Annotated in this window: 21 protein-coding genes; 16 read left to right on the top strand and 5 right to left on the bottom strand. The window is 57.1% G+C overall.

The annotated features are described in order from the left end of the window. Positions 1 to 8: 8 nt before the first annotated feature. The 5 genes from PKC29_02260 to der all read left to right on the top strand — a co-directional run bounded on the left by PKC29_02260 (position 9) and on the right by der (position 4,308). Entirely contained in the window at positions 9 to 695 is a 687-nt protein-coding gene (locus PKC29_02260) for a site-2 protease family protein (GenBank protein ID HML94233.1), read from the top strand. Positions 696 to 724: 29 nt separating this feature from the next. Next, positions 725 to 1,471 (top strand): segregation/condensation protein A, encoded by a 747-nt coding sequence (locus tag PKC29_02255; GenBank protein ID HML94232.1) that lies wholly within the window; start codon positions 725 to 727, stop codon positions 1,469 to 1,471. Continuing rightward, positions 1,458 to 2,033: an SMC-Scp complex subunit ScpB gene (gene scpB, locus PKC29_02250; GenBank protein ID HML94231.1), complete on the top strand. Its 576-nt coding sequence runs from the start codon at positions 1,458 to 1,460 to the stop codon at positions 2,031 to 2,033. Before PKC29_02255 ends, scpB begins: the two co-directional genes overlap by 14 nt. Positions 2,034 to 2,059: 26 nt before the next feature. Then, positions 2,060 to 2,842 carry a hypothetical protein gene (locus PKC29_02245; protein ID HML94230.1) on the top strand — a complete coding sequence of 261 codons (783 nt, stop codon included), beginning with the start codon at positions 2,060 to 2,062 and terminating at the stop codon, positions 2,840 to 2,842. A gap of 104 nt (positions 2,843 to 2,946) precedes the next feature. Next, complete coding sequence (gene der, locus PKC29_02240) at positions 2,947 to 4,308, top strand: ribosome biogenesis GTPase Der (protein ID HML94229.1); 1,362 nt, start codon at positions 2,947 to 2,949, stop codon at positions 4,306 to 4,308. A 21-nt stretch (positions 4,309 to 4,329) separates the two neighbouring features. On the opposite strand, the gene PKC29_02235 is transcribed toward der, so the two are convergent. Continuing rightward, positions 4,330 to 5,553 (bottom strand): glycosyltransferase family 4 protein, encoded by a 1,224-nt coding sequence (locus PKC29_02235; GenBank protein ID HML94228.1) that lies wholly within the window; start codon positions 5,551 to 5,553, stop codon positions 4,330 to 4,332. Positions 5,554 to 5,696: 143 nt separating this feature from the next. On the opposite strand from PKC29_02235, the gene PKC29_02230 reads away from it, so the two are divergent. Continuing rightward, a complete protein-coding gene (locus PKC29_02230) occupies positions 5,697 to 6,374 on the top strand; it encodes a hypothetical protein (GenBank protein ID HML94227.1) in 678 nt (225 codons plus the stop codon). Between the two features lie 70 nt (positions 6,375 to 6,444). Here the strand turns inward: PKC29_02230 and PKC29_02225 are convergent, their stop codons facing one another. Beyond that, positions 6,445 to 7,038: a polyhydroxyalkanoate synthesis regulator DNA-binding domain-containing protein gene (locus PKC29_02225; protein ID HML94226.1), complete on the bottom strand. Its 594-nt coding sequence runs from the start codon at positions 7,036 to 7,038 to the stop codon at positions 6,445 to 6,447. A gap of 134 nt (positions 7,039 to 7,172) precedes the next feature. Here PKC29_02225 and PKC29_02220 point away from each other — a divergent pair, with 134 nt between their 5' ends. Then, positions 7,173 to 8,129 carry a branched-chain amino acid transaminase gene (locus tag PKC29_02220; protein HML94225.1) on the top strand — a complete coding sequence of 319 codons (957 nt, stop codon included), beginning with the start codon at positions 7,173 to 7,175 and terminating at the stop codon, positions 8,127 to 8,129. A gap of 292 nt (positions 8,130 to 8,421) precedes the next feature. Continuing rightward, entirely contained in the window at positions 8,422 to 9,501 is a 1,080-nt protein-coding gene (locus tag PKC29_02215; GenBank protein ID HML94224.1) for an IPTL-CTERM sorting domain-containing protein, read from the top strand. Between the two features lie 106 nt (positions 9,502 to 9,607). On the opposite strand, the gene sppA is transcribed toward PKC29_02215, so the two are convergent. Next, positions 9,608 to 11,245: a signal peptide peptidase SppA gene (gene sppA, locus PKC29_02210; protein HML94223.1), complete on the bottom strand. Its 1,638-nt coding sequence runs from the start codon at positions 11,243 to 11,245 to the stop codon at positions 9,608 to 9,610. 59 nt (positions 11,246 to 11,304) lie between these two features. Next, positions 11,305 to 12,777 carry a leucyl aminopeptidase gene (locus tag PKC29_02205; protein ID HML94222.1) on the bottom strand — a complete coding sequence of 491 codons (1,473 nt, stop codon included), beginning with the start codon at positions 12,775 to 12,777 and terminating at the stop codon, positions 11,305 to 11,307. Between the two features lie 274 nt (positions 12,778 to 13,051). On the opposite strand from PKC29_02205, the gene PKC29_02200 reads away from it, so the two are divergent. From PKC29_02200 to PKC29_02165, 8 genes are all read left to right on the top strand, one after another. Further along, on the top strand, positions 13,052 to 13,330 hold the full coding sequence (locus tag PKC29_02200) for a metalloregulator ArsR/SmtB family transcription factor (GenBank protein HML94221.1): 279 nt from the start codon (positions 13,052 to 13,054) through the stop codon (positions 13,328 to 13,330). Between the two features lie 176 nt (positions 13,331 to 13,506). Continuing rightward, complete coding sequence (locus tag PKC29_02195) at positions 13,507 to 14,571, top strand: type III polyketide synthase (protein HML94220.1); 1,065 nt, start codon at positions 13,507 to 13,509, stop codon at positions 14,569 to 14,571. After that, the gene (locus PKC29_02190) at positions 14,568 to 15,083 is read left to right on the top strand and encodes an isoprenylcysteine carboxylmethyltransferase family protein (GenBank protein ID HML94219.1); all 516 of its coding nucleotides are present in this window, start codon (positions 14,568 to 14,570) and stop codon (positions 15,081 to 15,083) included. Before PKC29_02195 ends, PKC29_02190 begins: the two co-directional genes overlap by 4 nt. A gap of 808 nt (positions 15,084 to 15,891) precedes the next feature. Continuing rightward, on the top strand, positions 15,892 to 16,332 hold the full coding sequence (locus PKC29_02185; protein HML94218.1) for a DoxX family protein: 441 nt from the start codon (positions 15,892 to 15,894) through the stop codon (positions 16,330 to 16,332). A 206-nt stretch (positions 16,333 to 16,538) separates the two neighbouring features. Next, positions 16,539 to 16,778: a metalloregulator ArsR/SmtB family transcription factor gene (locus PKC29_02180; GenBank protein HML94217.1), complete on the top strand. Its 240-nt coding sequence runs from the start codon at positions 16,539 to 16,541 to the stop codon at positions 16,776 to 16,778. Positions 16,779 to 16,987: 209 nt separating this feature from the next. Continuing rightward, positions 16,988 to 18,157, top strand: coding sequence for a M20/M25/M40 family metallo-hydrolase (locus PKC29_02175; GenBank protein ID HML94216.1), 1,170 nt, complete (start codon positions 16,988 to 16,990; stop codon positions 18,155 to 18,157). A gap of 51 nt (positions 18,158 to 18,208) precedes the next feature. Next, positions 18,209 to 18,577 carry a CbiX/SirB N-terminal domain-containing protein gene (locus PKC29_02170; GenBank protein ID HML94215.1) on the top strand — a complete coding sequence of 123 codons (369 nt, stop codon included), beginning with the start codon at positions 18,209 to 18,211 and terminating at the stop codon, positions 18,575 to 18,577. 39 nt (positions 18,578 to 18,616) lie between these two features. Then, positions 18,617 to 19,372, top strand: coding sequence for an HAD family hydrolase (locus PKC29_02165; GenBank protein HML94214.1), 756 nt, complete (start codon positions 18,617 to 18,619; stop codon positions 19,370 to 19,372). 325 nt (positions 19,373 to 19,697) lie between these two features. Here PKC29_02165 and PKC29_02160 read toward each other — a convergent pair whose 3' ends face one another. Next, the gene (locus PKC29_02160) at positions 19,698 to 21,146 is read right to left on the bottom strand and encodes a VWA domain-containing protein (protein ID HML94213.1); all 1,449 of its coding nucleotides are present in this window, start codon (positions 21,144 to 21,146) and stop codon (positions 19,698 to 19,700) included. Positions 21,147 to 21,410: the final 264 nt, after the last annotated feature.

The following is a 21,410-nucleotide window of genomic DNA, read 5'->3' as shown; positions in this document are numbered from 1 at the left end:
AACAACCTATGAATTTCGACTTTTTAAAGAACATTGACCTCCTTTTGATACAGGCCCCGGTGATACTGCTGTCGCTCACCGTGCACGAGTACTTTCACGGCTGGACGGCCAACAAGCTCGGGGATCCGACGGCAAAGATGCGGGGGCGGCTCACGCTCAACCCCATAGCGCACCTCGACATACTCGGGACCATACTCATGTTCGTCGTCGGCTTCGGGTGGGCGAAGCCCGTCCCGATAGACCCCCGGAACTTCAAGGACCCGAAGAAGGACACGATACTCGTCGCGATAGCGGGCCCGCTGTCCAACCTCGCCATGGCGCTCGCGGCAGGGCTCGCGCTAAGGTACATGATTCCGAAGATGGTGAGCGGCGAGATAAGCTCAGACGGGGTTTACGGCGTAATCGCCATAATACTCATCCTCACACTCTTCTACGGGATAGCGCTGGCCGTCTTCAACATGATCCCCATACCGCCGCTCGACGGCTCGCGCGTTCTTTACGGGCTGCTCCCCAACCGCTACGCCTACGCCTACAGCAGGTTCGAGCCCTACGGCGTATTCTTCCTCTTCGCCCTCTTCATATTCGGCGGGGGAGTATTCAAATATCTCCTTCTGCCCGTCTCCTACATCTCGGCCCTCCTTTCGGGATACAATTCCGGCACGCTTTGGGGTATTATAAGTGCGTTGCTGAAATGAACCGAAACGCCGGACACGAAGCGGAATCGATGCAGACCCGTGAGCCGTGCCTCGTAAAGGTACAGCTCTTCGAGGGCCCGCTCGACCTCCTGCTCCACCTCATAAAGAAGAACGAAGTAGACATATACGACATCCCGATCGCCGTAATCACGGAGCAGTACATCGAGTACCTCGAATTCATGAAGGACCTCGACCTCCAGGTCGTGGGCGAATATCTCGTCATCGCGGCCGAGCTCAGCCTGATAAAGTCGCGGATGCTGCTGCCGAAGCCGGTTATAGAGGAAGACGAGACCGACCCCCGCGCCGAGCTCGTGAAGAGGCTCATCGAGTACCAGAAATACAAGGACGCGGCTTCGGACCTCATCGAAAGGCCCATACTCGGGCGCGACGTGTTCAAGAGAGACTTCGACGGCTCCGAGGCCGTCGTCGAGGAAGAGATAGAGCTCGTCCCCGTAAGCCTCTGGGCGCTCATAGAGACGTTCCGCGAGTTTTATAACCGGAGGAGCCACCTTTGGACGGAAGAGATAGTCTACGAGGTCGAGAGCATAACCATCGAGGAAAAGATACACGAGATAACCTCGAGGCTCCTCGAAAGGCGCACCATGAAGTTCACCGAATTCCTAGACGACTGCTCGTCGAAGTTCGACCTCGTCCTGACGTTCCTGGCGATACTCGAGCTCGCGAGGATGGAGAACATCAGGGTCTCGCAGGAAGGCCACGAAGGCGACATCATCATATCCCACCACACCGGAGAGAACGAGCTTGGAGCCTACTGACATCAAGAAGGCCGTAGAGGCCGTGATATTCATATCCGACCAGCCCGTCACCGTGGACAAGCTCATGCAGGTCTTCACGGAGCTGGAGCGCGCGGACATCAAGAAGCACTTAAAAGAGCTCATAGAAGAATGGTCCGGATTCGGCCGGGGATTCAGGCTCGAGGAAGTGGCCGGAGGCTACCAGTTCAGGACCAACCCGGCTCACTCCGAGTTCATAGCCAGCTTTAATAAAAAGGTCCGTAAATTCAGGCTCAGCCGCGCGGCGCTCGAAGTGATAGCCATAATCGCATACAAGCAGCCCGTCACGAAAGTCGAGGTCGAGAGCATAAGGGGCGTCGATTCCTCGGGCGTCATCAACGCCCTTCTCGAAAGGCGGATACTCGAAATCAAGGGACGGAAAGAGGTCATCGGAAAGCCCTTCCTCTACGGGACGACGGAAGAGTTCCTCGAAGTTTTCGGGCTCAAGAGCCTCAGCGACCTCCCGACCCTCAAGGAAATAGACGACATAAGCAAGAACCTCGACCCCGGCATATCCCAAAACCCCGAGGCCGCCGCCGAATGACGCGGCGCGGCACGGAGGGATAGACCGTGACCCCCGAAGAAGCCTTCGGCGAGACGAGACGCTTCCTTTCCGAATCCGGATTCAACATATTCCTCAAAATAAAAGCGGCCGATTACGACGGCTCGGTTACGCCGGAAAGAAGGTCTGGCGCGATCATGAGCGGGGCGAAGTCGATAATACTCGCCGGCTTCGGCGGAAACTCCTTCTGGAAAATTCTGAGCGCATACCTCGACAATAATCCGGACTTCCGGGAAAAGCACACGGACCTCATAGACAGCTACACTGTCCTCAACATGAGCCGCGCGGGCGAAGCGCTCGGCGCGGCAGGCGTAGGGTACGCGCTCGCCTACCCCTTCGGCGAAAATGCCCTCGCCCTCGATTTCGCCGCGCTCGGCAGGCTCGGAGGCGCGGGTGTCGGGAGCCTCCTGGGAATACTGATCCACCCCGTCTTCGGCACGTGGATTTCCCTCCGGGCGGCCATAATCACCGGCGCCGAATTCGCCGAATACGACAGGCCTCTCGAAGGGTTCGACCCCTGCCCTTCCTGCGACAAGCCCTGCATCGCGGCCTGCCCCGCGCACACGGTGTCCGAAAGCGGCTGGGACTGGCAGGCGTGCATGGAGTGGCGGCTCGATACGGACGCCTGCTCCGAGAGGTGCGCCTCGCGGGTCGCCTGCCCGTGGGGGTCCGGGGAGAGATACAGCCCGGCGCAGATGGCCTACCATCATTCCTTCGTCCTGAAGAGCGTCCGGGCCTGGTTCGCGAAGCACCCCGGGCAGAGACGTCCCCGAAAAAAGACAACGCCCTAAAATACCGGTAAAATTAAGCCGGTTGAATAACCCGAATCCATAAACAATATAAGCGGATAACGGGCCCCGGGCCTGTAACGGACACGCGGGCCCTCGATACTCATATGAAAAAGAATAAAGCCGCGGCCGAGCGCAAGAACCTGCCGCTCGTCGCAATAATCGGAAGACCGAACGTCGGAAAATCCACACTCTTCAACCGCCTCATCGGCGAGAGAAAATCCATCGTCGAAGACATACCCGGGGTCACGAGGGACAGGATATACGCCGACGCCGAATGGGACGGGAGGGAATTCAGTCTCGTCGACACGGGCGGGTTCGACCCCGAGGACGAAGAGCTCTATCCGTCTCTCATAAAGAACCAGATAACTATAGCGCTCGACGAAGCCGAGGTCATAATCTTCGTCCTCGACGGCAAGGAAGGCGTCATGCCGCACGACTCGGACGTCGTAGGGCTGCTGAGAAGATCAGGGAAACCGGTCATCTACGCGGTCAACAAAATCGACCACGAAAAGCACGAGCAGGCGGCCCTCGAATTCCACTCGCTCGGCATCGAAGACTACATCGAGATATCCGCGCTCCAGGGCCGGAGGATAAACGACCTCCTGGACAGGATAGTCGAGCTCCTCCCGGAGAGCGAAGAGCGGGAAGGCGAAGAGGAAGACACCGGCGCTATAAAAATAGCGGTCCTCGGAAAGCCGAACGTCGGGAAATCGACACTCGTCAACAAAATCATCGGCAAGGAAAGGTCCATAACCAGCCCGATCCCGGGGACGACGAGGGACACTATAGACACCCGCATCGAGCGCGGCGGCCGGCCCTATCTCATAATCGACACGGCGGGCATAAGGCGGAGATCGAAGATAAGCTTCTCCGTCGAGAGGCATAGCGTGTTCCGGGCGATAAGGGCTATGGAGAAGGCAGACGTAGCGCTTCTGATGATAGACGCCGGGGAAGGCCCCACGCACCAGGACGCGCGCCTCGCCGAGCTCATAGCCGACAAGGGACGCGCGTGCATAGTGCTCCTGAACAAGTGGGATCTCGTCCCGAAGGAAGTCGCCGAGACGCCCGACATAGAGGGCATTTTAAAGGAGCGTCTTTTGGCCGTCTCGTACGCCCCCGTGATGATAATATCTGCGCTCACGGGCCGCGGCGTCGAGAAGATATTCCAGAAGGTGAACGAGGTCTACGCGAATTTTTCGTGCCGCATTCCGACCAAGACCCTCAATATATTCCTTAAGCGAATAACCGGCTCGAACCCGCCGCCGATATACAAGGGAAAGGAAATAAAGTTCTACTACATATCACAGCCGCTCACGCAGCAGCCGACGTTCGTCATTTTCACGAACGATATAAAGGGCGTCCCCGAAAACTACAAGCGCTTTCTCGAATCACGCATGAGGGAAGAGTTCACCCTCGAAGGCACGCCGGTTAAAATCCTGTTCCGCTCGGCGCGCAATAAAGATTAGCGGCATCAGAATCCGGCTACGCTACCCTTCAGGCGGCCTGCCCAGGGCGAGGAATATATTCTTTTCCACCTCGCGGGCTACGGCCTCCGCCGAGAATTTCGAAATCACGCGCTCGCGACCGGCCTCGCCCATCCTCTTCCTGAGGCCCGTGTCGAGGGCGAGCTTCGCTATGGCCTTCCCCATCTCCTCCGTATCCCCAGGCGCGCACAGTATCCCCGTAACGCCGTCGTCCACGGCCTCGACTATGCCGCCCGCCGCCTTGAACGCGACGACAGGCAGCGCGAACGACATCCCCTCTATGACGGAGCGCGGGAACGGGTCGGGGTAGTTCGACGGGATGACGAACACGTCGAAATCCTTAAGGCACGGCCTCACGTCATCCCTGTATCCGGTGAAAATGAAATTCTCCTCGAGCCCCTTTTCGGCGACGAGCTTTTTCAGGTAAGCGAGGTGATCGCCCTCGAAAAAGTAAGGGGTATCGCCGACGATTACGAACTTGAGCCCCCCTTCCCTCCCGCCGTATTCCCTTATGGCCGCGGCGGCGGCCTCGATGAAAAGGTCGTACCCCTTACGCGGAACTATCCTCCCCGTGCTGCCTACGACGACCGTTCCCGCCGGAATATCGTACGCCTCCCTCAGCTCCCCGGCCGTTTTTGCGGGATCGTAATCGCCGACGTCCGTCCCGTTGTAGACGACCGTTATCTTGTCCCTTCCGTACGGGAACTGCGCAGCGGCCGCTCCCGAAACGCATATTATCCGTTTTACCGACGGCAGCGCCGCGAGCGAGTTGATAATCGTCCCGAGGAGCCGCGTCTGCTGTATGTTCCTCACGTGCCACACGACGGGCTTTACGTTTATGAGCCCCATTATCGCCCCGACTACCTTGGCCTGCGTCCCGTTGCAATATATGACGTCGATTTTGTGCCGTCTCAGCCACACGGGCGAGGTGATTACGAGCGAGGCGAGGTCGAGTATGTTCAGAACGAGCGACGCGATGCGCGCGGGCACCCCTCCGCCGGAGAACCAGGGGCGCTTCAGGTTTTCGGGGAACCTCCCGTCGATTATTATGTTCTCGTAGAGCCCCGCGGCCTTGAGCCGCTCCGAGAACACGTCGTCCTTCGGTATGAGAACGCACGGCGTCAGCTTCTCCCTGCCTAAGAACTTCAGGATATAAAAAAGGCTCTTTCCCGGGCCGCCGTCCCTTATAGAATGGTTGATGAAAAGTACTCTCGGGGATGAATCCATGAACGCACCTTCTTACAAGCTATGCTATCGTACCATGAGATGCGCGGCGCCGCTAATGATCCCGTATGAAATCCCCGGACGTGTGGGTATAATATAAAATCAAGGAATTTGAGGATTTACCGGCCGGAAATAAAGGAGGATTAATGTTTAAAGGCTGCGGAAGAATTCTACCCAAAGGGGTGATTGCCATCCTCGCGATTGCGCTCTTCGCCATAGGGGGCTGCGACGTGGAATTCGGGGGCGGAGGGGGCGACAACGGCGGAGGCGGAGGCGGCGGGGGGAGCGAAGTTGAAACCATCCAGGGCTCCGTAGTAGAGGTAATACCCGACGAGCCCCTCGAAGGCATAATCGTCGACGTCTCCGTGGACGGCGTCGCGCTCGAATCGGGCGTCACGGACGACGACGGATTCTTTTCGATAGAAGGCCCGATTGCCGGAACGGCGCTCCTCGAATTCACGAGCGAGGCAGGAATGCTCCTCGGGTCGTACGGCGTAGAGATATTCCCCACGGCCTTGGTCGAGCTCGGTGGCGTCACGCTCGAAAGCGGAGTGGTAAAGCTCGATAATACTTATCCCGAAGTCACGTTCGACGCCGAGGTAACCCAGAACAACTGCACCGGAAACACGGGCTCCATGCAGGTCGAGGCCAGGAACGACCAGGGCACCAGGGTCGCCGTAATCCAGATATCGAACTCGACCGACCTTATAATAGACGGGGACGAAGTCGACTGCGAGGACATACTCGTGGGACGAAACGTCGAAATACAGGGCGACCTCATATCCAGCAGCACTGTAGACGCTTCCCGCATCGAAATCGACTAGGCCCGTTTTATATATATAAGTCCGGCACCGGAAGATAAGGCGCCGATCGGCCGACCGGCGGGATTGGCTACTACTTCTCGTCGAGAGATTTGACCTTCTTTTCGAGCTCCTTGATTTTCTCCATAAGAAGATCGACTTCGCTGGCTTTCTCGGCGTAGGGCGTGGCCGCCTTGCGCTCCGCCGCGGAATCGCCGTCGGGTTTCTCAGAGCCGGCGACCGGCATGAAATCGCCCGGCTTGAAGTTCTCCATGTCCGGCGGCATCGGCATCCCGGGCGGGAACCATCCCATCTCCTGCCAGAGCTTCACGTTCTTCTTGAAGTTCTCCTGCACGGAGAAGTAAGGCTGGAACATCATCAGGAAATAGTTCTCGAAAAAGTCCTTGGCGACCTTGTTGCCGTACTTTATAAGCATGTGCAGAAACGAAACGGGGAGTATGTCTTCCTTGTTCTTTTCGCTTTCGAGCACGACCTGTATCAGTATCACCTTGGATATGTCGGCCCCGGTCTGGGAATCGATGACTTTTACCTCGTTCCCATCGCGAATGAGCGCAGCTATGTCTTCGAGCGTAACGTAGCGCTTATTGGTCGAATCGTAGAGCCTTCGGTTGCTGTATTTTTTTATAGTAACCTGGCCGGGCGCTTCGCTTTCCTGTTTACCGGGCATAAGTATTATAATTATTCGAAGAAACGGCGCGCAGTCAAGAAATATGAAAATTAGACACTTGACAATTTCCTTGAAAAAAAGGAATATTTTATACAATATACAAATACCAGGCAGGTGTGACAGGAGCATTCGGCATGACCGGCAAGCCTTATCAGATATGGTTCGATGGTGAGTTCGTCTCGTGGGAAGACGCGCAGGTACACGTACTGACTCACACACTACACTACGGCGTTGCGGCCTTCGAGGGGATCCGCGCATACAGGTGCACAGGCGAGCGCTCGGCGGTGTTCAGGCTTCCGGAGCACGTGGACAGGCTCTACGCATCGGCGCACATCGCCCATATCGACATCCCCTTTTCGAAGGAAGAAACACACAACGCCATCATCGAGCTCCTGAACGTCAACTATCTCGAAGAGGCGTACATACGTCCGATAGCCTACATCGGCGGGGGCAAGATAGGCCTTCATCCGGGCGACAATCCCATACACCTCGCGATCGCGGCATACCCGTGGGGGACGTATCTAGGCGAAGGCGCGCTTTCGAAGGGCATAAGCGCCAAGGTCTCCTCCTACACCAGAATGGGCGTAAATTCGTTCATGACCAAGGCCAAGCTTAGCGGCAACTACATCAACTCCGTCCTCGCAAAGCTCGAGGCCACATCCTACGGCTCAGACGAAGCCATACTCCTCGACAGCGAGGGCTACGTCGCCGAGGGCTCCGGCGAGAATATATTCATAGTCAGGAACGGCAAGCTCAAGACCCCTCCCCTCACATCCATACTCGAGGGCATAACCAGGGATTCCGTCATCAAGATAGCCCGGGACGAGGGCATCGAGGTCGAGGCCGAGCGCTTCACGCGCGACGAGCTCTACATAGCGGACGAGGCTTTTTTCACCGGAACGGCCGCCGAGATCACCCCCATAAGGGAAGTAGACAAACGCACCATAGGCAAGGGAAAGCCCGGGCCGATAACCAAGCGGCTCCAGTCGAGGTTCTTCGACATCGTGGAAGGAAAGGACCCGAAATTCATCGACTGGCTCGAATTCTTTTCGGCGGCCCCCCCGCTCAACATAAAGAGCGAGTCCAAGTAGCGGAGCCCGATTCATTACGCCCGGCCGCGGCCTCGATCTCAAACGGTGACAGCCGGTTAAGTCTGCTCACGGCTTAACTAATTTTAATATTTCCCCATAATTCAATTTTCTCTTGACATGCAAAATCAGATATTGTAGCTTAGAGCGGTGCGCATAGATATCCGGATAAGTGTGTACGGAGCCTAGGCGTCCGGGCCTTCGTTTTACATGTGATGAAATCGCCCTTTCATGCCGAACGTCGTGAGAGGGAAGACAGAAAGATTTAAAATCACATCTCACAGGGGACGCGGCAATGCCGGTCAGATACTTGCTCTTGCTACTCGCGTCTATATTCGCTATCTCGGCGGAAGCCGGCGCACAACCGTTCGCATACATAACGAATGGAGTTGACGACACCGTTTCGGTTATAGATACGGGGACCAACACCGTGGTTGCCACGCTGCTGGTGGGAGACCTTCCCCAGGGCGTCGCGATTACCCCCGACGCCGCCCGCGTCTATGTGACCAATCTCTTTTCGGATAACGTATCCGTCATAAGCGCCGCCTCGAATACGGTCGTCGACACCGTGCCGGTGGGAGACGCTCCCGGGGGCGTCGCGGTTACGCCCGACGGCGCCCGCGTCTACGTGGCCAACGCGGATTCAGACGACGTATCCGTCATAAGCACCGCCTCGAATACCGTCGTCGCCACGGTGCCGGTGGGAAGCTTCCCCATTGGCGTCGCGGTCACGCCCGACGGCGCACGCGTCTACGTGGCTAACCAGGGTTCTAATAACGTATCCGTTATAAGCACCGCCTCGAATACAGTGGTTGCCGCCGTGCCGGTGGGAAGCCTCCCCATTGGCGTCGCGGTCACGCCCGACGGCGCACGCGTCTATGTGACCAATCTCTTTTCGGATAACGTATCCGTCATAAGCACCGCATCGAATACGGTCATCGACACGCTGCCGGTGGGGAACTTTCCCATTGGCGTCGCTGTCACCCCCGACGGCGCCCGCGTCTACGTGGCTAATGCGGATACAGATGCAGTATCCGTCATAAGCACAGCCTCGAATACAGTCGTTGCCACGGTGCCGATGGAGGAACTGCCCGATGGCGTCGCTGTTACGCCCGACGGCACCCGCGTCTACGTGGCTAATCAGGGCTCGAATAACGTATCCGTCATAAACACGGCCTCGAATACAGTCATCGACACCGTGCCGGTGGGGAACGGTCCCATAGCATTCGGCATTTTCATAGGCCCCGTGCCTCCGGTGCCGCCACTACCGGTCGCCAACATACCTACCCTGAACCAGTGGGGGGCAATTATACTCGCGGCCCTTTTCGGCGTCTCGGCCGCAGTCGCGATGAGGAGAAGGCGGGCGGCGGCCTGACAGCTTCACGCCGGCGCGCCCGGCAACGAAACCGGACATGGCGGACAGCACCTGCTTTGACCCCTGAAAAACCCGCCGGAGAGAGAAGCCGCGCGGATTCGGTCGCTCACCTTATATCGATTCTATACGGCATGACCGCAATGAAGCTTTCCCGCGTAAGTGTTTCAGCGAGATCCATAAGAAACGCAGCCCGTCCCGAGAGTGCCTCGGCCCCGTAAAGCGACGTCGGACTGAACCCCCTGTCGACGGAATAATACTTTACGTGAGGGAGCTTCCCGTCCGGAATACCCGCCTCTTTCGAGGCGAGCGAGATCGCGTCGTGGAGGCCGCCGAGCTCGTCGACGAGGCCGAGCTCCTTTGCCTGCGCCCCGGTCCACACCCTCCCCCCGGCCGCCGATTCGGCCCGGGCCCTGTCCATATTCCTGCCCTCGGAAACGGAGCCGACGAAGCTGTCGTAGTAAATCCTCATCATCTCGTCGAGCCTCTCTTCCTCGTCCTCCGTAAACCCCCTGGCCGAAGAGTACATGAGGGAGTGTTTCGAGGACGGCATCAGCTCCGTATTGATTCCGAGCTTCTTCTTGAGACCGCTCACGTCGAACTTGCCGTAGACGATACCGATTGAGCCGGTGAGCGTCATGGGGTCGGCGACTATCGAGCGCGCCCCGAGCGAAACGAGGTACCCGCCCGACGCCGCGACGTCCGACATGGATACGACGACGGGCATCTTCTCGGACACGCGCTTCAGCTTTTCCCTTATGACGTCCGAGGCTATGCCGGACCCGCCCGGTGAGGATATCCTCAACACGAGCGCCCTCACGCTTTTATCCTTCGATATCTGCCCGAGGAGCTTTAAGACAGGGCCGGAACGGATGGTTTTCGCGCCCGAGCCCCTTCCGGGGCCGCTCATTATCGCGCCGGTACAGGCGAGGACGGCAACCACCTGCTGAGAGCCCGTGAAGGCTCTCCCAAAACCTGAAAGTTTTTCTTTAAGTCTTAGATATCTATTGTATTTGCGGGCAGATATTGCGCATACCTTAAGTCCTGCCTCATCCCCAGCCCTATCCCTGATGTCGCCTTCATAGGCTATTCCATCGACAAGATTCTCCGCAGTAGCCTCTTTTGCGGTGTATGGCGCGCTGTCTATCTTCTTCTTCACCTCGCCGGGGCTCATGCCCCGCCCCTCGGCCACGGCGCTTTCGAGCTCGGCCGAAAGGCTCCCGAGTATGGACTCCACCATCTCCTTGTGGGCGGGCGACATGGAATCCCTCGTGAACGTGTCCCTGGCGCTCTTGTACTCGCCGAGCCCCTTTATCCGGGCGTCTATGCCGAGCTTGGAGAGGGTGTCCTTAAAGAAAGATACTTCGGCGGCGAGGCCGACCAGATTGAGCGTCGCCCACGGGGAGACATAAATCCTGTCCCCGGCCGAGGCCACAAGATACTCGGCGTTCCCGCAGTCTTCGAGATATACGATTATCCTTTTGCCGGCGGCTTTAATCCCCGCAAGACGCCTTCTCAAGGAATTCGCCCGTCCGACGCCTATTGCGAGGGTCTTTATGCGGAGTATCACGCCGCGTATGCCCTCCGTGCGTTCGGCCCCGGTGAGCACGCGCTCTATGTCGCCCGAAAAAAGTGGAAGCTCCCCGCCTATAAAACCGAGCATCTTTTTCCCCGGCTCGTCGGGGATGTCGCCCGAGAGCTCGAGGTCCAAAAAGTTATAGCGTCCCAAAGGACTCAAAGGATTCATACCTGTACCGTCCGTAACGAAAGACTTGCGGGTATCTATATTATTATGCCGGACGAATCCTAAAGACCGAGGATATAATCCAGTATTGTCCTCACGCCGAACCCCGTCCCGCCTTTCGGGTAGAATTCCCCTTCCCTCTCCGCATAGGCAGGCCCGGCAAGGTCTATGTGGGCCCACGGGGTTTCGCCGACGAAGTTTTCGAGGAACATCGCCGCCGTTATCGCCCCGCCCCACCTGCTGCCGGCGTTCTTTATGTCGGCGACGTCGCTCTTTATCTCGGGCCTTAGCTCATCGTCCAAGGGAAGCTCCCATATCTTCTCGCCGGCTTCCCTCGAAGCCTCGAGAATCTTCCCGGCGAGCCCGGCGTCGTTGCTCATGAGGCCGGCCGTATAAAGTCCGAGGCCCACGATGCAGGCCCCCGTCAGGGTCGCCATGTCTACGATTTCGGCCGCCTTCAGCTCGACTGCATACGAGAGCGCGTCGGATAAGACTATACGCCCCTCGGCGTCGGTATTTATGACCTCTATCGTCTTACCGTTATACGCCTTGATGACGTCGTCCGGCTTGTATGCCCCGGGGCCGGTCATGTTCTCGCACGATGCTACGAGCCCGTGAACCCGGACGCGCGGCTTAAGCGCCGGCAGCGCCTTCATAACCCCGAGCACAGCCGCTGCGCCCGCCATGTCCATCTTCATCGTGCGCATGCTGTCGGCGGGCTTTATGCAGAGGCCGCCCGAATCGAACGTGATGCCCTTCCCGACTATGGCTACGGTCTTCGCCGGTTTTTTAGAGGGCTCGTACGTGAGGTGAATGAACCTCGGCTCCCGGTCACTCCCGCTCGTGACGGCCTGGATGCCCCGCATGCCGCGCCTGTCTATCTCCTCCGGGCCGAAAATCTCGCACTTGAGGCCGCCCTCCTCGGCTATGCCCTGGGCAGTCTCGGCGAGCTTCGCAGGCGTCATGTAAACGGGGGGCTCGTTCACGAGGTCGCGGACGAGATTCGTCGACTCCCCCACGGCCCTTGCAAGGGCGGTCTCCGCGGTGAGCCGCTTTTCGGTGAGACCGTCCGAGGAGAGGATTATATCCGACAGCCTGCTCCCGCCCTCGCCGTTCGTCTTGTACTTGTTGAATTCGTACGCGCCCAGGTAAAGGCCTTCCGAAAGCGCCCTCGCGTATCCCGGTTTGTTCGAGAACCTCGGGCTGAAGGCAATCGACGCGGACGACTTCCTGAGCCTCTTGGCCGATACAATGCCCGCTTTTCTTAAAGTGACCGCGCCCAAACCGCGCTTCCCGCCGAGTCCGACGACGAGAACGCGCTTCACGGCTATGCGCCCGAAGGTCGAGCCCAGAAGGACCGCCTTCCCCGCCTCTCCGTCGAATTTCTCGGACTCGATCAGCGTTTCGAGCTCGCCGCCCAGGACCTTATCTATTTCCTTCAAATCGCCGGATATCCCCTCGCCCTTCAGCATCCCCAGGACGAGAGCATCTGCTTTAACTTTCTTTATGTTTTCCTTTCCGATTACAAATTTCAATTGTTATATGCTCCTTCGCTCTATATATTATTTAATAGCACAACGGATTATCTAATCTTAGCATACAAGCACGTAATTGTAAGCACGTGGAGCCGCACCCGATTTACCGAAAAACCCTTTACTTTTCGAACCGGCGAGCCGGGATTGGATATGACTATATACAATAAAAGTTATTTAATATACCGAAATGAAAATTTTGCTGGCTCCGGCCGTCAATATTAGGTAAATTAATACTGAACATAAAATCTTTCAATTTAGTAAGGAGGTAATTGTAATGGGTTGCCCGTACAAAGCCATTGCCGATGATACGAGAAGGAAGATCCTCGAGTTTTTAAGCGAGGGCGAGAGTGCAGCGGGAGATATCGCAAGCAAGTTCGATATATCCAAGCCCGCCATTTCGAATCATCTCAAAATTTTGAAGGAAGCCGATATTGTCAACGAGCGCAAGGTCAGACAAAACCGGCTATATTCCTTAAACAGCGAGAAGATAAATAACATGAAGTTCTTTCTCACCTCGCTGACGGGGAAAAACAGCCAGAACGTGCGAGCTTGACGGCCGGATAGATGAGCGCATCGCGAAGGATGCGTTTAGTTACACGGCTCTCGATCTGAATTCAATCGACCACAGGCCGTTTCCGGTACGAGCTCCCGGAAGCGGCCTTCTATCTTTAACCCCGAGACGCTCAGCCGGCGAGCGGAACCGGCTCGGCTGGCTCCCGGAGAAGCGTTATGCCCGGAATAGTATCTGCAGGGACCAGCGACGCTCCTCATGCGTACTCGCAGACGGAGCTCAAGGAGCTTGCGCGCGCCCTCTTCCTCAAAAAGGGCCGGGACTTCGGGAGGCTTCTCGACGTTTTCGACAATTCCCTTATAGATTCCCGCCATTTCATACATTCGGCCGAATGGTTCGAAACGCCCAAGAGCTTTAAGGAAAGGTCGGTATCCTACGCCGCGAACGTAGCCGCGCTGTCGATTCCCGCGATAAAGGCCTGCATCGAAAGCGCCGGGGCCGGTTACGGCGACTTCGATCACATTATATTCGTGACAAGCACCGGGATTTCGGCTCCGTCGGCCGACGCGCTCATACTGAACGAGCTCGGCCTCGACAGGCATGTCAAACGAACCCCGATATGGGGGCTCGGGTGCGCCGGCGGGGCGGCGGGCATGAGCAGGGCGTTCGAGTACGCCAGGGCTTTTCCCGAAAGCGCCGTCCTTCTCGTAGCGGCCGAGATGTGCAGCCTCGCCTTTCACGACGACGATTACTCGAAGAGTAACGTCGTCTCGCTCGCCCTCTTTTCCGACGGGGCGGCGGCCGTGCTCGTCGCGGGCGAGGGGCACAGGCTCTACGGCAAGGCCAGGGTGCGCATGACCCGCACCCTTTCGACCACATGGCCCGACACGCTCGGCATTATGGGCTGGGAGGTAGTGGACGACGGCCTCCGCGCCATATTCAGTAAAGAGATACCGAACATCGTCAGAGAGAGGATCAGCGAAAATATAGACGAGCTCCTGGGTCCGCGCGGGCTTTCCGCTTCCGGCCTCGGGCACTTTGCCGTCCATCCGGGCGGGCCCAAGGTGCTTAGCGAATACGAGGCGGCGCTCGGGCTCGAAGAAGGCGCGTTCGGATACTCGAGGAAGGTCCTCCGCGAGCACGGCAACATGTCGTCCCCCACGGTGCTGTACGTATTAAAAGAGGTCATCGAAGGCAACGACTTCGGAGAAAAGGAGCACGGCATTATCTCGGCCCTCGGGCCGGGATTCAGCTCGGAGCTCGTACTGTTCGAATCCGCATGAAGATATTCCTTCTCTTTCTCATACTCATAGTCCTCCAGCGGCTCGGCGAGCTCATGCTCGCGAAGAGGAACGAGAAGGCCCTAAGAAGCGAAGGGGCAGTCGAATACGACGCCCGGGGCTACAGGGTCATCGTCCTCATGCACACGGCCTTTCTCGTATCCTTTGCCGCCGAGTACTTCCTCCTTGGAAGGCCGCTCTCTCCCTACTGGCTCCCGCTCGTATGCGTTTTCGTAGCGGCGCAGCTCCTCCGGTACTGGGCCATACGGAGCCTCGGGAAATTCTGGAACACGAGGATACTGATCGTCCCGGGCGAGAAGCTCGTGACAAAGGGCCCCTACAGGCATCTCAGGCATCCGAATTATATATCGGTCGTCATAGAAATCGCCGTCATACCGCTCATCTTCTCGTGCTACATCACCGCCGCGGTATTCACGGTGCTCAACCTCCTCGCCCTCCGGAGAAGGATAAGGATAGAAGAGAGAGCGCTTTCCAGCCTCGAAAAACCCCTTTAGCCGTCTTGACGAATATAGCCTCAAGTTGTACTCGAAGTATCTAAAAACAAACCGGTTATCTATGAAAAATACCCGTTATATATACGCCTTAACAGATAAAGTATATATACTTCATAGCCCCCATATCGGGTTGATCGAGGATGTATTTATAGCCCTGATATACGTTCTATGCTTTTTCCCGCGTTTCAGGCCGATTTTTCCTTTAAGTTTTCCGCAAAACCTATACTTTACATTAGGGGGCACTTATTCTTTGATTACAGAGGGTTATTCGGAGGACCTGTTTTCCGTCTTTAAAATCAAAACCGGGAAATATTCAAACATAAAGAAGCGCAAAAACAGTTAATTACGATACTGAAGTTATTTTTTGGTGTTGTTACAGAATATTAGAACACTTATCTAATCTGTTTTATGATATTATGCTTACCTCTAAAGTTCCACATTAGCTACCCTAAAGCCTCCTTCGAGGGAAAATTCAAGGATTGGATGAGATGACTTGCGGCAGCCGGCCGAGTAGGCAATAGAAGATATATTACATATATAAAATATGTAATATGCTCTATACATATACCGGAAAAGATGCACCGGTACCGGCCCATAAAGCGAACCCCACACCGCCCTGCTCCCCTTCCACGGCTTCTTTTTCTTTCGGACTCGTGGACCGGGGGATCGGAGAAAATGGCGGTCCGGTACACCTGCAAACAAAAAACCCGGCTGTTCACCCGTAAGGCATTCCGGAAAATCCGGCACTTGGATATAAACACGGAAATAATATAGACTTTATTCAAGAACAGCTTTCGGGGAGGCACCTATGCTGAGGTCGATATTCCGGACGGAGGACGACGCAAGCGCTCTCGTCGCGAGGCTTGCGCTGGGTATAGTGATTCTTCCTCACGGGCTTCAAAAACTGCTCGGAATGTTCGGCGGGGCCGGATTTACGGCGACAGTCGATTATTTCGTCGGCAGCGGGCTGCCGGCATTTCTCGCAGTCCTCATTATCATAGGCGAGGCCTTCGGCGCCCTCGGGCTCATACTCGGCTTCCTCAGCCGCCTGGCCGCGCTCGGGATCACCATTATCATGCTCGGGGCCATCTTAACCGTGCACGTAAAATTCGGTTTCTTCATGAACTGGACGGGGACACAGGCGGGGGAAGGGTTCGAGTTCCACATCCTGGCCATAGGGCTGGCCCTCGTCGTGCTCATCAGGGGCGGGGGGCTGTGGTCCGTAGACGCCGCCATAACGAAGGCCTAGCGTCGGGAGCGGTCTTCCCTCTCCGTGCCAATATGGAAGGGAAACGCTTTTCGCGCTTTATTGACGGGGGCATGAGGTTGTGGTATCTACACGCAAGCCTCTGATCGACGACTTGCTTTCCTTCGAACTATAATTTAGAATAATTTCTAATTTAGCCAATCCGGAATTATGAGGGGGATGTATATATGGGATGCCGCTTTAAAGCATTGAGTGACGAGCGCAGACGTACGATTCTCGCCATTCTCGGCGAGAATGACGCGTCCGCCGGAGATATAGCACGCAGATTCTCTATATCGCAGCCTACAGTTTCTAATCATTTGAAGATACTTAAGGAAGCAGGACTCATCACAGAGCAGAAGATCAGACAGAACAGGATTTATTCCCTCCACAAGCCCGGCATCTATAGCGTGATTGAGACCCTTAAAAGCATAGTCAAAGAAGCCTGAAGCGTTTTAGACTGCCTGCCGACATGTCATCAGCGTTAGACGGCAAAATCGCGTGAGCGGTTTTACCAGCGGGATATTTGCGCCCGGTCAGGCCCGCAATTCCCGGGGCGTAGACCCATACCCCGCGGCCACGCCCGATTCCGGGGTGCGTTTCTAAAGTCACGGCACTTGGGTTATACTGACTACAGCCAGAACAACCGGGACAAACCATGATAGATAAAAACAGGATGACAGAGCACGCGATGGAGCTCATCAGGATCGACAGCCTTTCCAGGATGGAAAGGGAGGTCGCGCTCAGGCTCGAAAAGGAGATGAAAGAGCTCGGCGCGGAATGCTTCTACGACGCCGCCGGGGAAAAGGTCGGCGGCAATGTCGGAAACCTTATAGTCAGCCTCGAGGGCAACAAGAGCGGGGCCCCTCCCCTCCTTCTTTCCGCACACATGGACACCGTCGGGCCGGGCGAGGGAATAAAACCCCGCGTCGAGAACGGCGTAATGAAGAGCGACGGCACGACGATTCTGGGAAGCGACGACAAGAGCGGGATCGCCGTCATCGTCGAGGTTCTGAGGACGCTCAGGGAAAAAAACATCCCCCACGGCGATATAGAGATTGCATTTACCATATGCGAGGAAATCGGCCTTCTCGGGGCGAAACACATTGACATAAGCAAATTCAGATCGAAGCACGGCATAGTCCTCGACAGCAGCACTCCGGCGAGGCTCGTGCTCAAGTGCCCCTCGGCCGCGAAGATGGAATTCCTCGTGCACGGGCTCGAAGCGCACGCCGGGCTTTGCCCCGAAAACGGCATAAGTGCAATAGAGATCGCGAGCCGAGCCATAGCGCAGATGAGGCTCGGGAGGATAGACGACATTACGACCGCCAACATCGGCATAATCGAGGGCGGCCGGGCTACCAACATAGTCCCCAACCTAGTACACGTCGTCGGAGAGGCCAGGAGCCACAACGAAGAGAAGCTCGATTCCCAGGTCAGCCACATGAGAGGGTGTTTTCACGATACGGTTTCGAAATACGAGGTCACGCTGCACGACGACCTTTCGGCCGACGGCGTCACGTACACCGCGCGGCTAGACGAGAAGATAGAGAGAACGTACGACAGGATGGACGTCCCCCTTACGTCGATACCGGCCAGGCTCGTGACCGGCGCCGTAAACAACCTCGGGTACTCGATAGCCCCCCACACCAGCGGCGGCGGATGCGACGCGAATTTCTTTAACAAAATGGGCGTCGAGTGCGTAAACCTCGGAACTGGCATGTACGAGCTCCACACCGTAAACGAGCACCTCGTGCTCGAAGAATTCTACAGGGCCGCCGAGATAGTGCTCGAAGCCGTCAGGCTCAACACCGTAAACGGCGGGTAGTTTCTGCACCGCATGTCCGCCCGGCAACATATCTGACGCCCGAAGAAAAAAATGAACAGGAAAGCGCTCATAATCGTGGATCACGGGAGCACCGTCGGCGAAGCCAACGACATGCTCGCCGAGGTGGCACGTCTCCTGGAGTCCAGGGAAAGCGGCTTTGATATAGTGAAATACTGCCACATGGAGCTGGCCGAGCCCACGATAGAGCAGGCCTTCGACGCATGCGTAAGCGAAGGCGCGGGGAGCGTCGTAGTCCATCCGTACTTCCTCTCGCCGGGGAGGCATTCCACGAGGGACATCCCCGCCATGGTAGAAGCGGCGGCGGAGAAACATCCGGGCGTCGCCTACCGCGTCACCGATCCCCTCGGTGTGCACGGCAAGATCATAGAGGTAATCCTCGAAAGGGCCCGCGAGGGTTGAGGCCGGGCCGATCCCCCGGGGCCACCCCACGGAGATTTCATGAAAAAATACGACGTACTTTTCTTCGACCTTTTCGATACGGTAATAAACTTCAGCTTCACTAACCTGCCCCTCGTCGAGCTAAGCGGCGTCCGGGCGCGGACGACGAGTAAAGAGGTCTACGAGGTATTCCGAAGGCGCTGCCCCGATGTGCCCTTCCCCGAGTTCTACGACCACTTCATAACGAGCTACAGGGAGTTTCAGGATTTAAAGCTCGCCGAGAACAGGGAATATCCCAACCGCGACAGGTTCCTCATGATGCTCTCCAAAATGGACCTGGCCGGGGGCGGCGAAGGCGCGGCGCTCGCCGACGATATGGTCAGAGCCCACATGAGCGGGCTGGCTTCGGCCGTCTCGTTCCCGCCCGAAAACGAATCGGCGCTCTCCGCCCTCAGGGACGCAAATTACAGGATGGCGATAGTGTCCAACTTCGACTACGCCCCGACGGCTTATTCCCTCATTGAGAAGTTCGGGCTTATGAGATTCTTCGAAAGGGTGATAATATCGGAGGAGGTCGGCTGGAGGAAGCCGAGCCCCGTTATATTCGAGGACGCTCTTAAAGCCATGGGCGCCGACCCCGACGTGTCGCTCTTTACCGGCGATAATTTTCACGCCGACGTCGCCGGGTCGAAGAACGCCGGCATGGATTCCGTCTGGCTCAACAGCCGGAACGAAAACACGGAGGGACTCGACCCCGAGCCCGATTATATCATCCCCGTCTTTCCCGACGTGCTCGACGTGCTCCGGCTATCCTGATTCACCGAACCTCCGTTATAACTCATCCTACCCGGCAGACGCGCGAAGGGCGCTTCGAATCTCCAGCCCGCTACGTCGCCAATCCTGAACGCGCGCCGGACACGTAGTGTCTTTCTCGACGTAGCATGATAGTTGCCATAATCATCTGGAGCGCGGCAAGCGATAATAGCAATGACGTTGCAACTTCGATTGCCAGCGGCTGCGAGCCGCCGGACACGCAGTGCCGTTTTTTCGACATAGCACCGTAGTCGCTAAAGCCGCCGTCAGCGCGCCAGGCGATAACGGCCATGCATCGCTACTTCGATATCCTGCGCATGTGGTGCGCCTATTCGACCTTGAGGTCGAAGTCGTACTTGTTGGCCGAAGTCCTGCCGGGAGCGGCGCCGGGCTCGATCAGGATATATACGACTTCCTGGTCCTCGGGCGCGGTCCAGTCGAGCCTCACGATCGCGCCCGCGTTGGCCGAGCCCTTCTGCACCTTCCTCACCCTGTCCTGATCGTAAATCGTTATCTCGAACCCGGTTTCGGTCTCGGGGGTAAGCTTGATGCCGAGCTTCTGCTCCGCGGTCATCGGTATCGTGTAATAGTCCTTCTCGTCGCTTCCCCACGGGCCCGAGAGATAACCCGCATGCTTCCCCGGCTCTATACCGAGCGTGTCGTCGAACGTAGCGCCGGCGTCCTTACCGCTTTCGATGTCGAAGTAATCGTCGATTTTTATCGAATAGGAAGTGCCCTCGGCGATAGTATCGTATTCGTTCCCGGCGCTGAAGTAATAGGTGTACTCATCCTCTCCCGAGGCCGCCATCCAGCTTATCTCCTTCTGAACGCCCTTCCCTCCTATGACGGTGTCCTTAACGAGCTGGTTTCCCCCCTGGTCGTATATCGCCGCTCCGGCGTAACCGTTACCATCGTCCGCGGTCCTGAACGTGACGCTTAGCGTCTGACCGGGCTTCACCGTTACGGCGAAGTATTCGTGGGCGGCCTTTTCTATTTCGTGCCCGGTCACGTAATCCCCGGGCTCGAGAGCGACGGCGCTGCCCGTCTTGTCACCGCCCGTGGGAAGGATATTCTGCGCCGGCTCGGGGGCCTTCTTTACGGCCACTTCCTGCTCCACCTCGGCGAGCGCCTCTTCGAGCTGGGCGGCGCTGTCGGCGGCGAAATACTTCCCTCCGCCCGCCTCGGCTATGCAGCTAAGCTGCTCCTTCTCCTTGTCGCCGACGTCGAACCCCACGACGTGCACCCTCACGTTAATACCCTTTTCCCTAAGGCTCTTTACGAGCGCGCACGGGTCGCCCTCGCATGTCTCCTCGCCGTCGCTGACGAGTACTATAGTAGTCTCGTCCTCCGTCGCGGCGAGCTTCTCGCCCGCTATCTCGAACGACTTGGTGATGGGGGTCTTGCCCATCGGCTTTATCGAATTTATTTTCTCTATGAGCGCCGCTTTATCGGTCGGGCCGACTTCGGCCAGCATCTCTATGTCGTCGCAGTCGCCCTTGCTCCTGTGCCCGTAAACCTCGAGCCCTATGTTCACGTCGTCCGGCAGCCCCTTTATCGCGTTAATCATGACTTCCTTGGCGACGTCCATCTTGGGCTTGCCGTCTATCTGCGCGGCCATGCTGCCCGAGCCGTCCAGTATGAAGAGAACCCCCCCGCCTCCCGTGGAGGCCTCCTCGGACTGCGCCTGCGTCTTATCGCCCACGGCCGGGCCCAGTAAAAAAATCGCCGCGACGACCAACCATGCGGCGAGCCTTGTGCATCCCTCGTATCCAATCATTTGACCATTCCTCCATTTCGTTTAATAACAGTACCTTATACACGAGGTATAAGTATTTTTCACGGCGATGTCAAGCAATATCCCTCTATTTATCGTATGATACGAGGCCCTTGCCCCGGTTATTTTAATCTTGCGGCCCCGTCTCACGGCCGCCGGCCGGGCCTCTGCCCGCGCGAAGGAGGCGATTTTTTTTCCGGTCCTTGGATTCGGTTCGCGGCACTTTATAATTCATTTGCTCCGCCCCGCCGGGAAACAAGGAGGGGT

The organism is Thermodesulfobacteriota bacterium (genome assembly GCA_035325995.1).
Taxonomy (GTDB): Bacteria; Desulfobacterota_D; UBA1144; order Nemesobacterales; family UBA2774; genus JADLGH01.
The sequence above is the reverse complement of the archived record's forward strand: the minus strand, read 5'-3'. Positions and strand labels throughout refer to the sequence as shown.

Coding starts and splice junctions, on each gene's coding strand:
- PKC29_02220 (HML94225.1), top strand. CDS start 7,173: ATGACCGGCAAGCCTTATCAGATATGGTTCGATGGTGAGTTCGTCTCG.
- PKC29_02165 (HML94214.1), top strand. CDS start 18,617: ATGAAAAAATACGACGTACTTTTCTTCGACCTTTTCGATACGGTAATA.
- PKC29_02190 (HML94219.1), top strand. CDS start 14,568: ATGAAGATATTCCTTCTCTTTCTCATACTCATAGTCCTCCAGCGGCTC.
- PKC29_02215 (HML94224.1), top strand. CDS start 8,422: ATGCCGGTCAGATACTTGCTCTTGCTACTCGCGTCTATATTCGCTATC.
- PKC29_02230 (HML94227.1), top strand. CDS start 5,697: ATGTTTAAAGGCTGCGGAAGAATTCTACCCAAAGGGGTGATTGCCATC.
- PKC29_02235 (HML94228.1), bottom strand. CDS start 5,553: ATGGATTCATCCCCGAGAGTACTTTTCATCAACCATTCTATAAGGGAC.
- PKC29_02260 (HML94233.1), top strand. CDS start 9: ATGAATTTCGACTTTTTAAAGAACATTGACCTCCTTTTGATACAGGCC.
- PKC29_02200 (HML94221.1), top strand. CDS start 13,052: ATGGGTTGCCCGTACAAAGCCATTGCCGATGATACGAGAAGGAAGATC.
- PKC29_02170 (HML94215.1), top strand. CDS start 18,209: ATGAACAGGAAAGCGCTCATAATCGTGGATCACGGGAGCACCGTCGGC.
- PKC29_02255 (HML94232.1), top strand. CDS start 725: ATGCAGACCCGTGAGCCGTGCCTCGTAAAGGTACAGCTCTTCGAGGGC.
- PKC29_02195 (HML94220.1), top strand. CDS start 13,507: ATGCCCGGAATAGTATCTGCAGGGACCAGCGACGCTCCTCATGCGTAC.
- PKC29_02225 (HML94226.1), bottom strand. CDS start 7,038: ATGCCCGGTAAACAGGAAAGCGAAGCGCCCGGCCAGGTTACTATAAAA.
- PKC29_02185 (HML94218.1), top strand. CDS start 15,892: ATGCTGAGGTCGATATTCCGGACGGAGGACGACGCAAGCGCTCTCGTC.
- PKC29_02175 (HML94216.1), top strand. CDS start 16,988: ATGATAGATAAAAACAGGATGACAGAGCACGCGATGGAGCTCATCAGG.
- PKC29_02160 (HML94213.1), bottom strand. CDS start 21,146: ATGATTGGATACGAGGGATGCACAAGGCTCGCCGCATGGTTGGTCGTC.
- sppA (HML94223.1), bottom strand. CDS start 11,245: ATGAATCCTTTGAGTCCTTTGGGACGCTATAACTTTTTGGACCTCGAG.
- der (HML94229.1), top strand. CDS start 2,947: ATGAAAAAGAATAAAGCCGCGGCCGAGCGCAAGAACCTGCCGCTCGTC.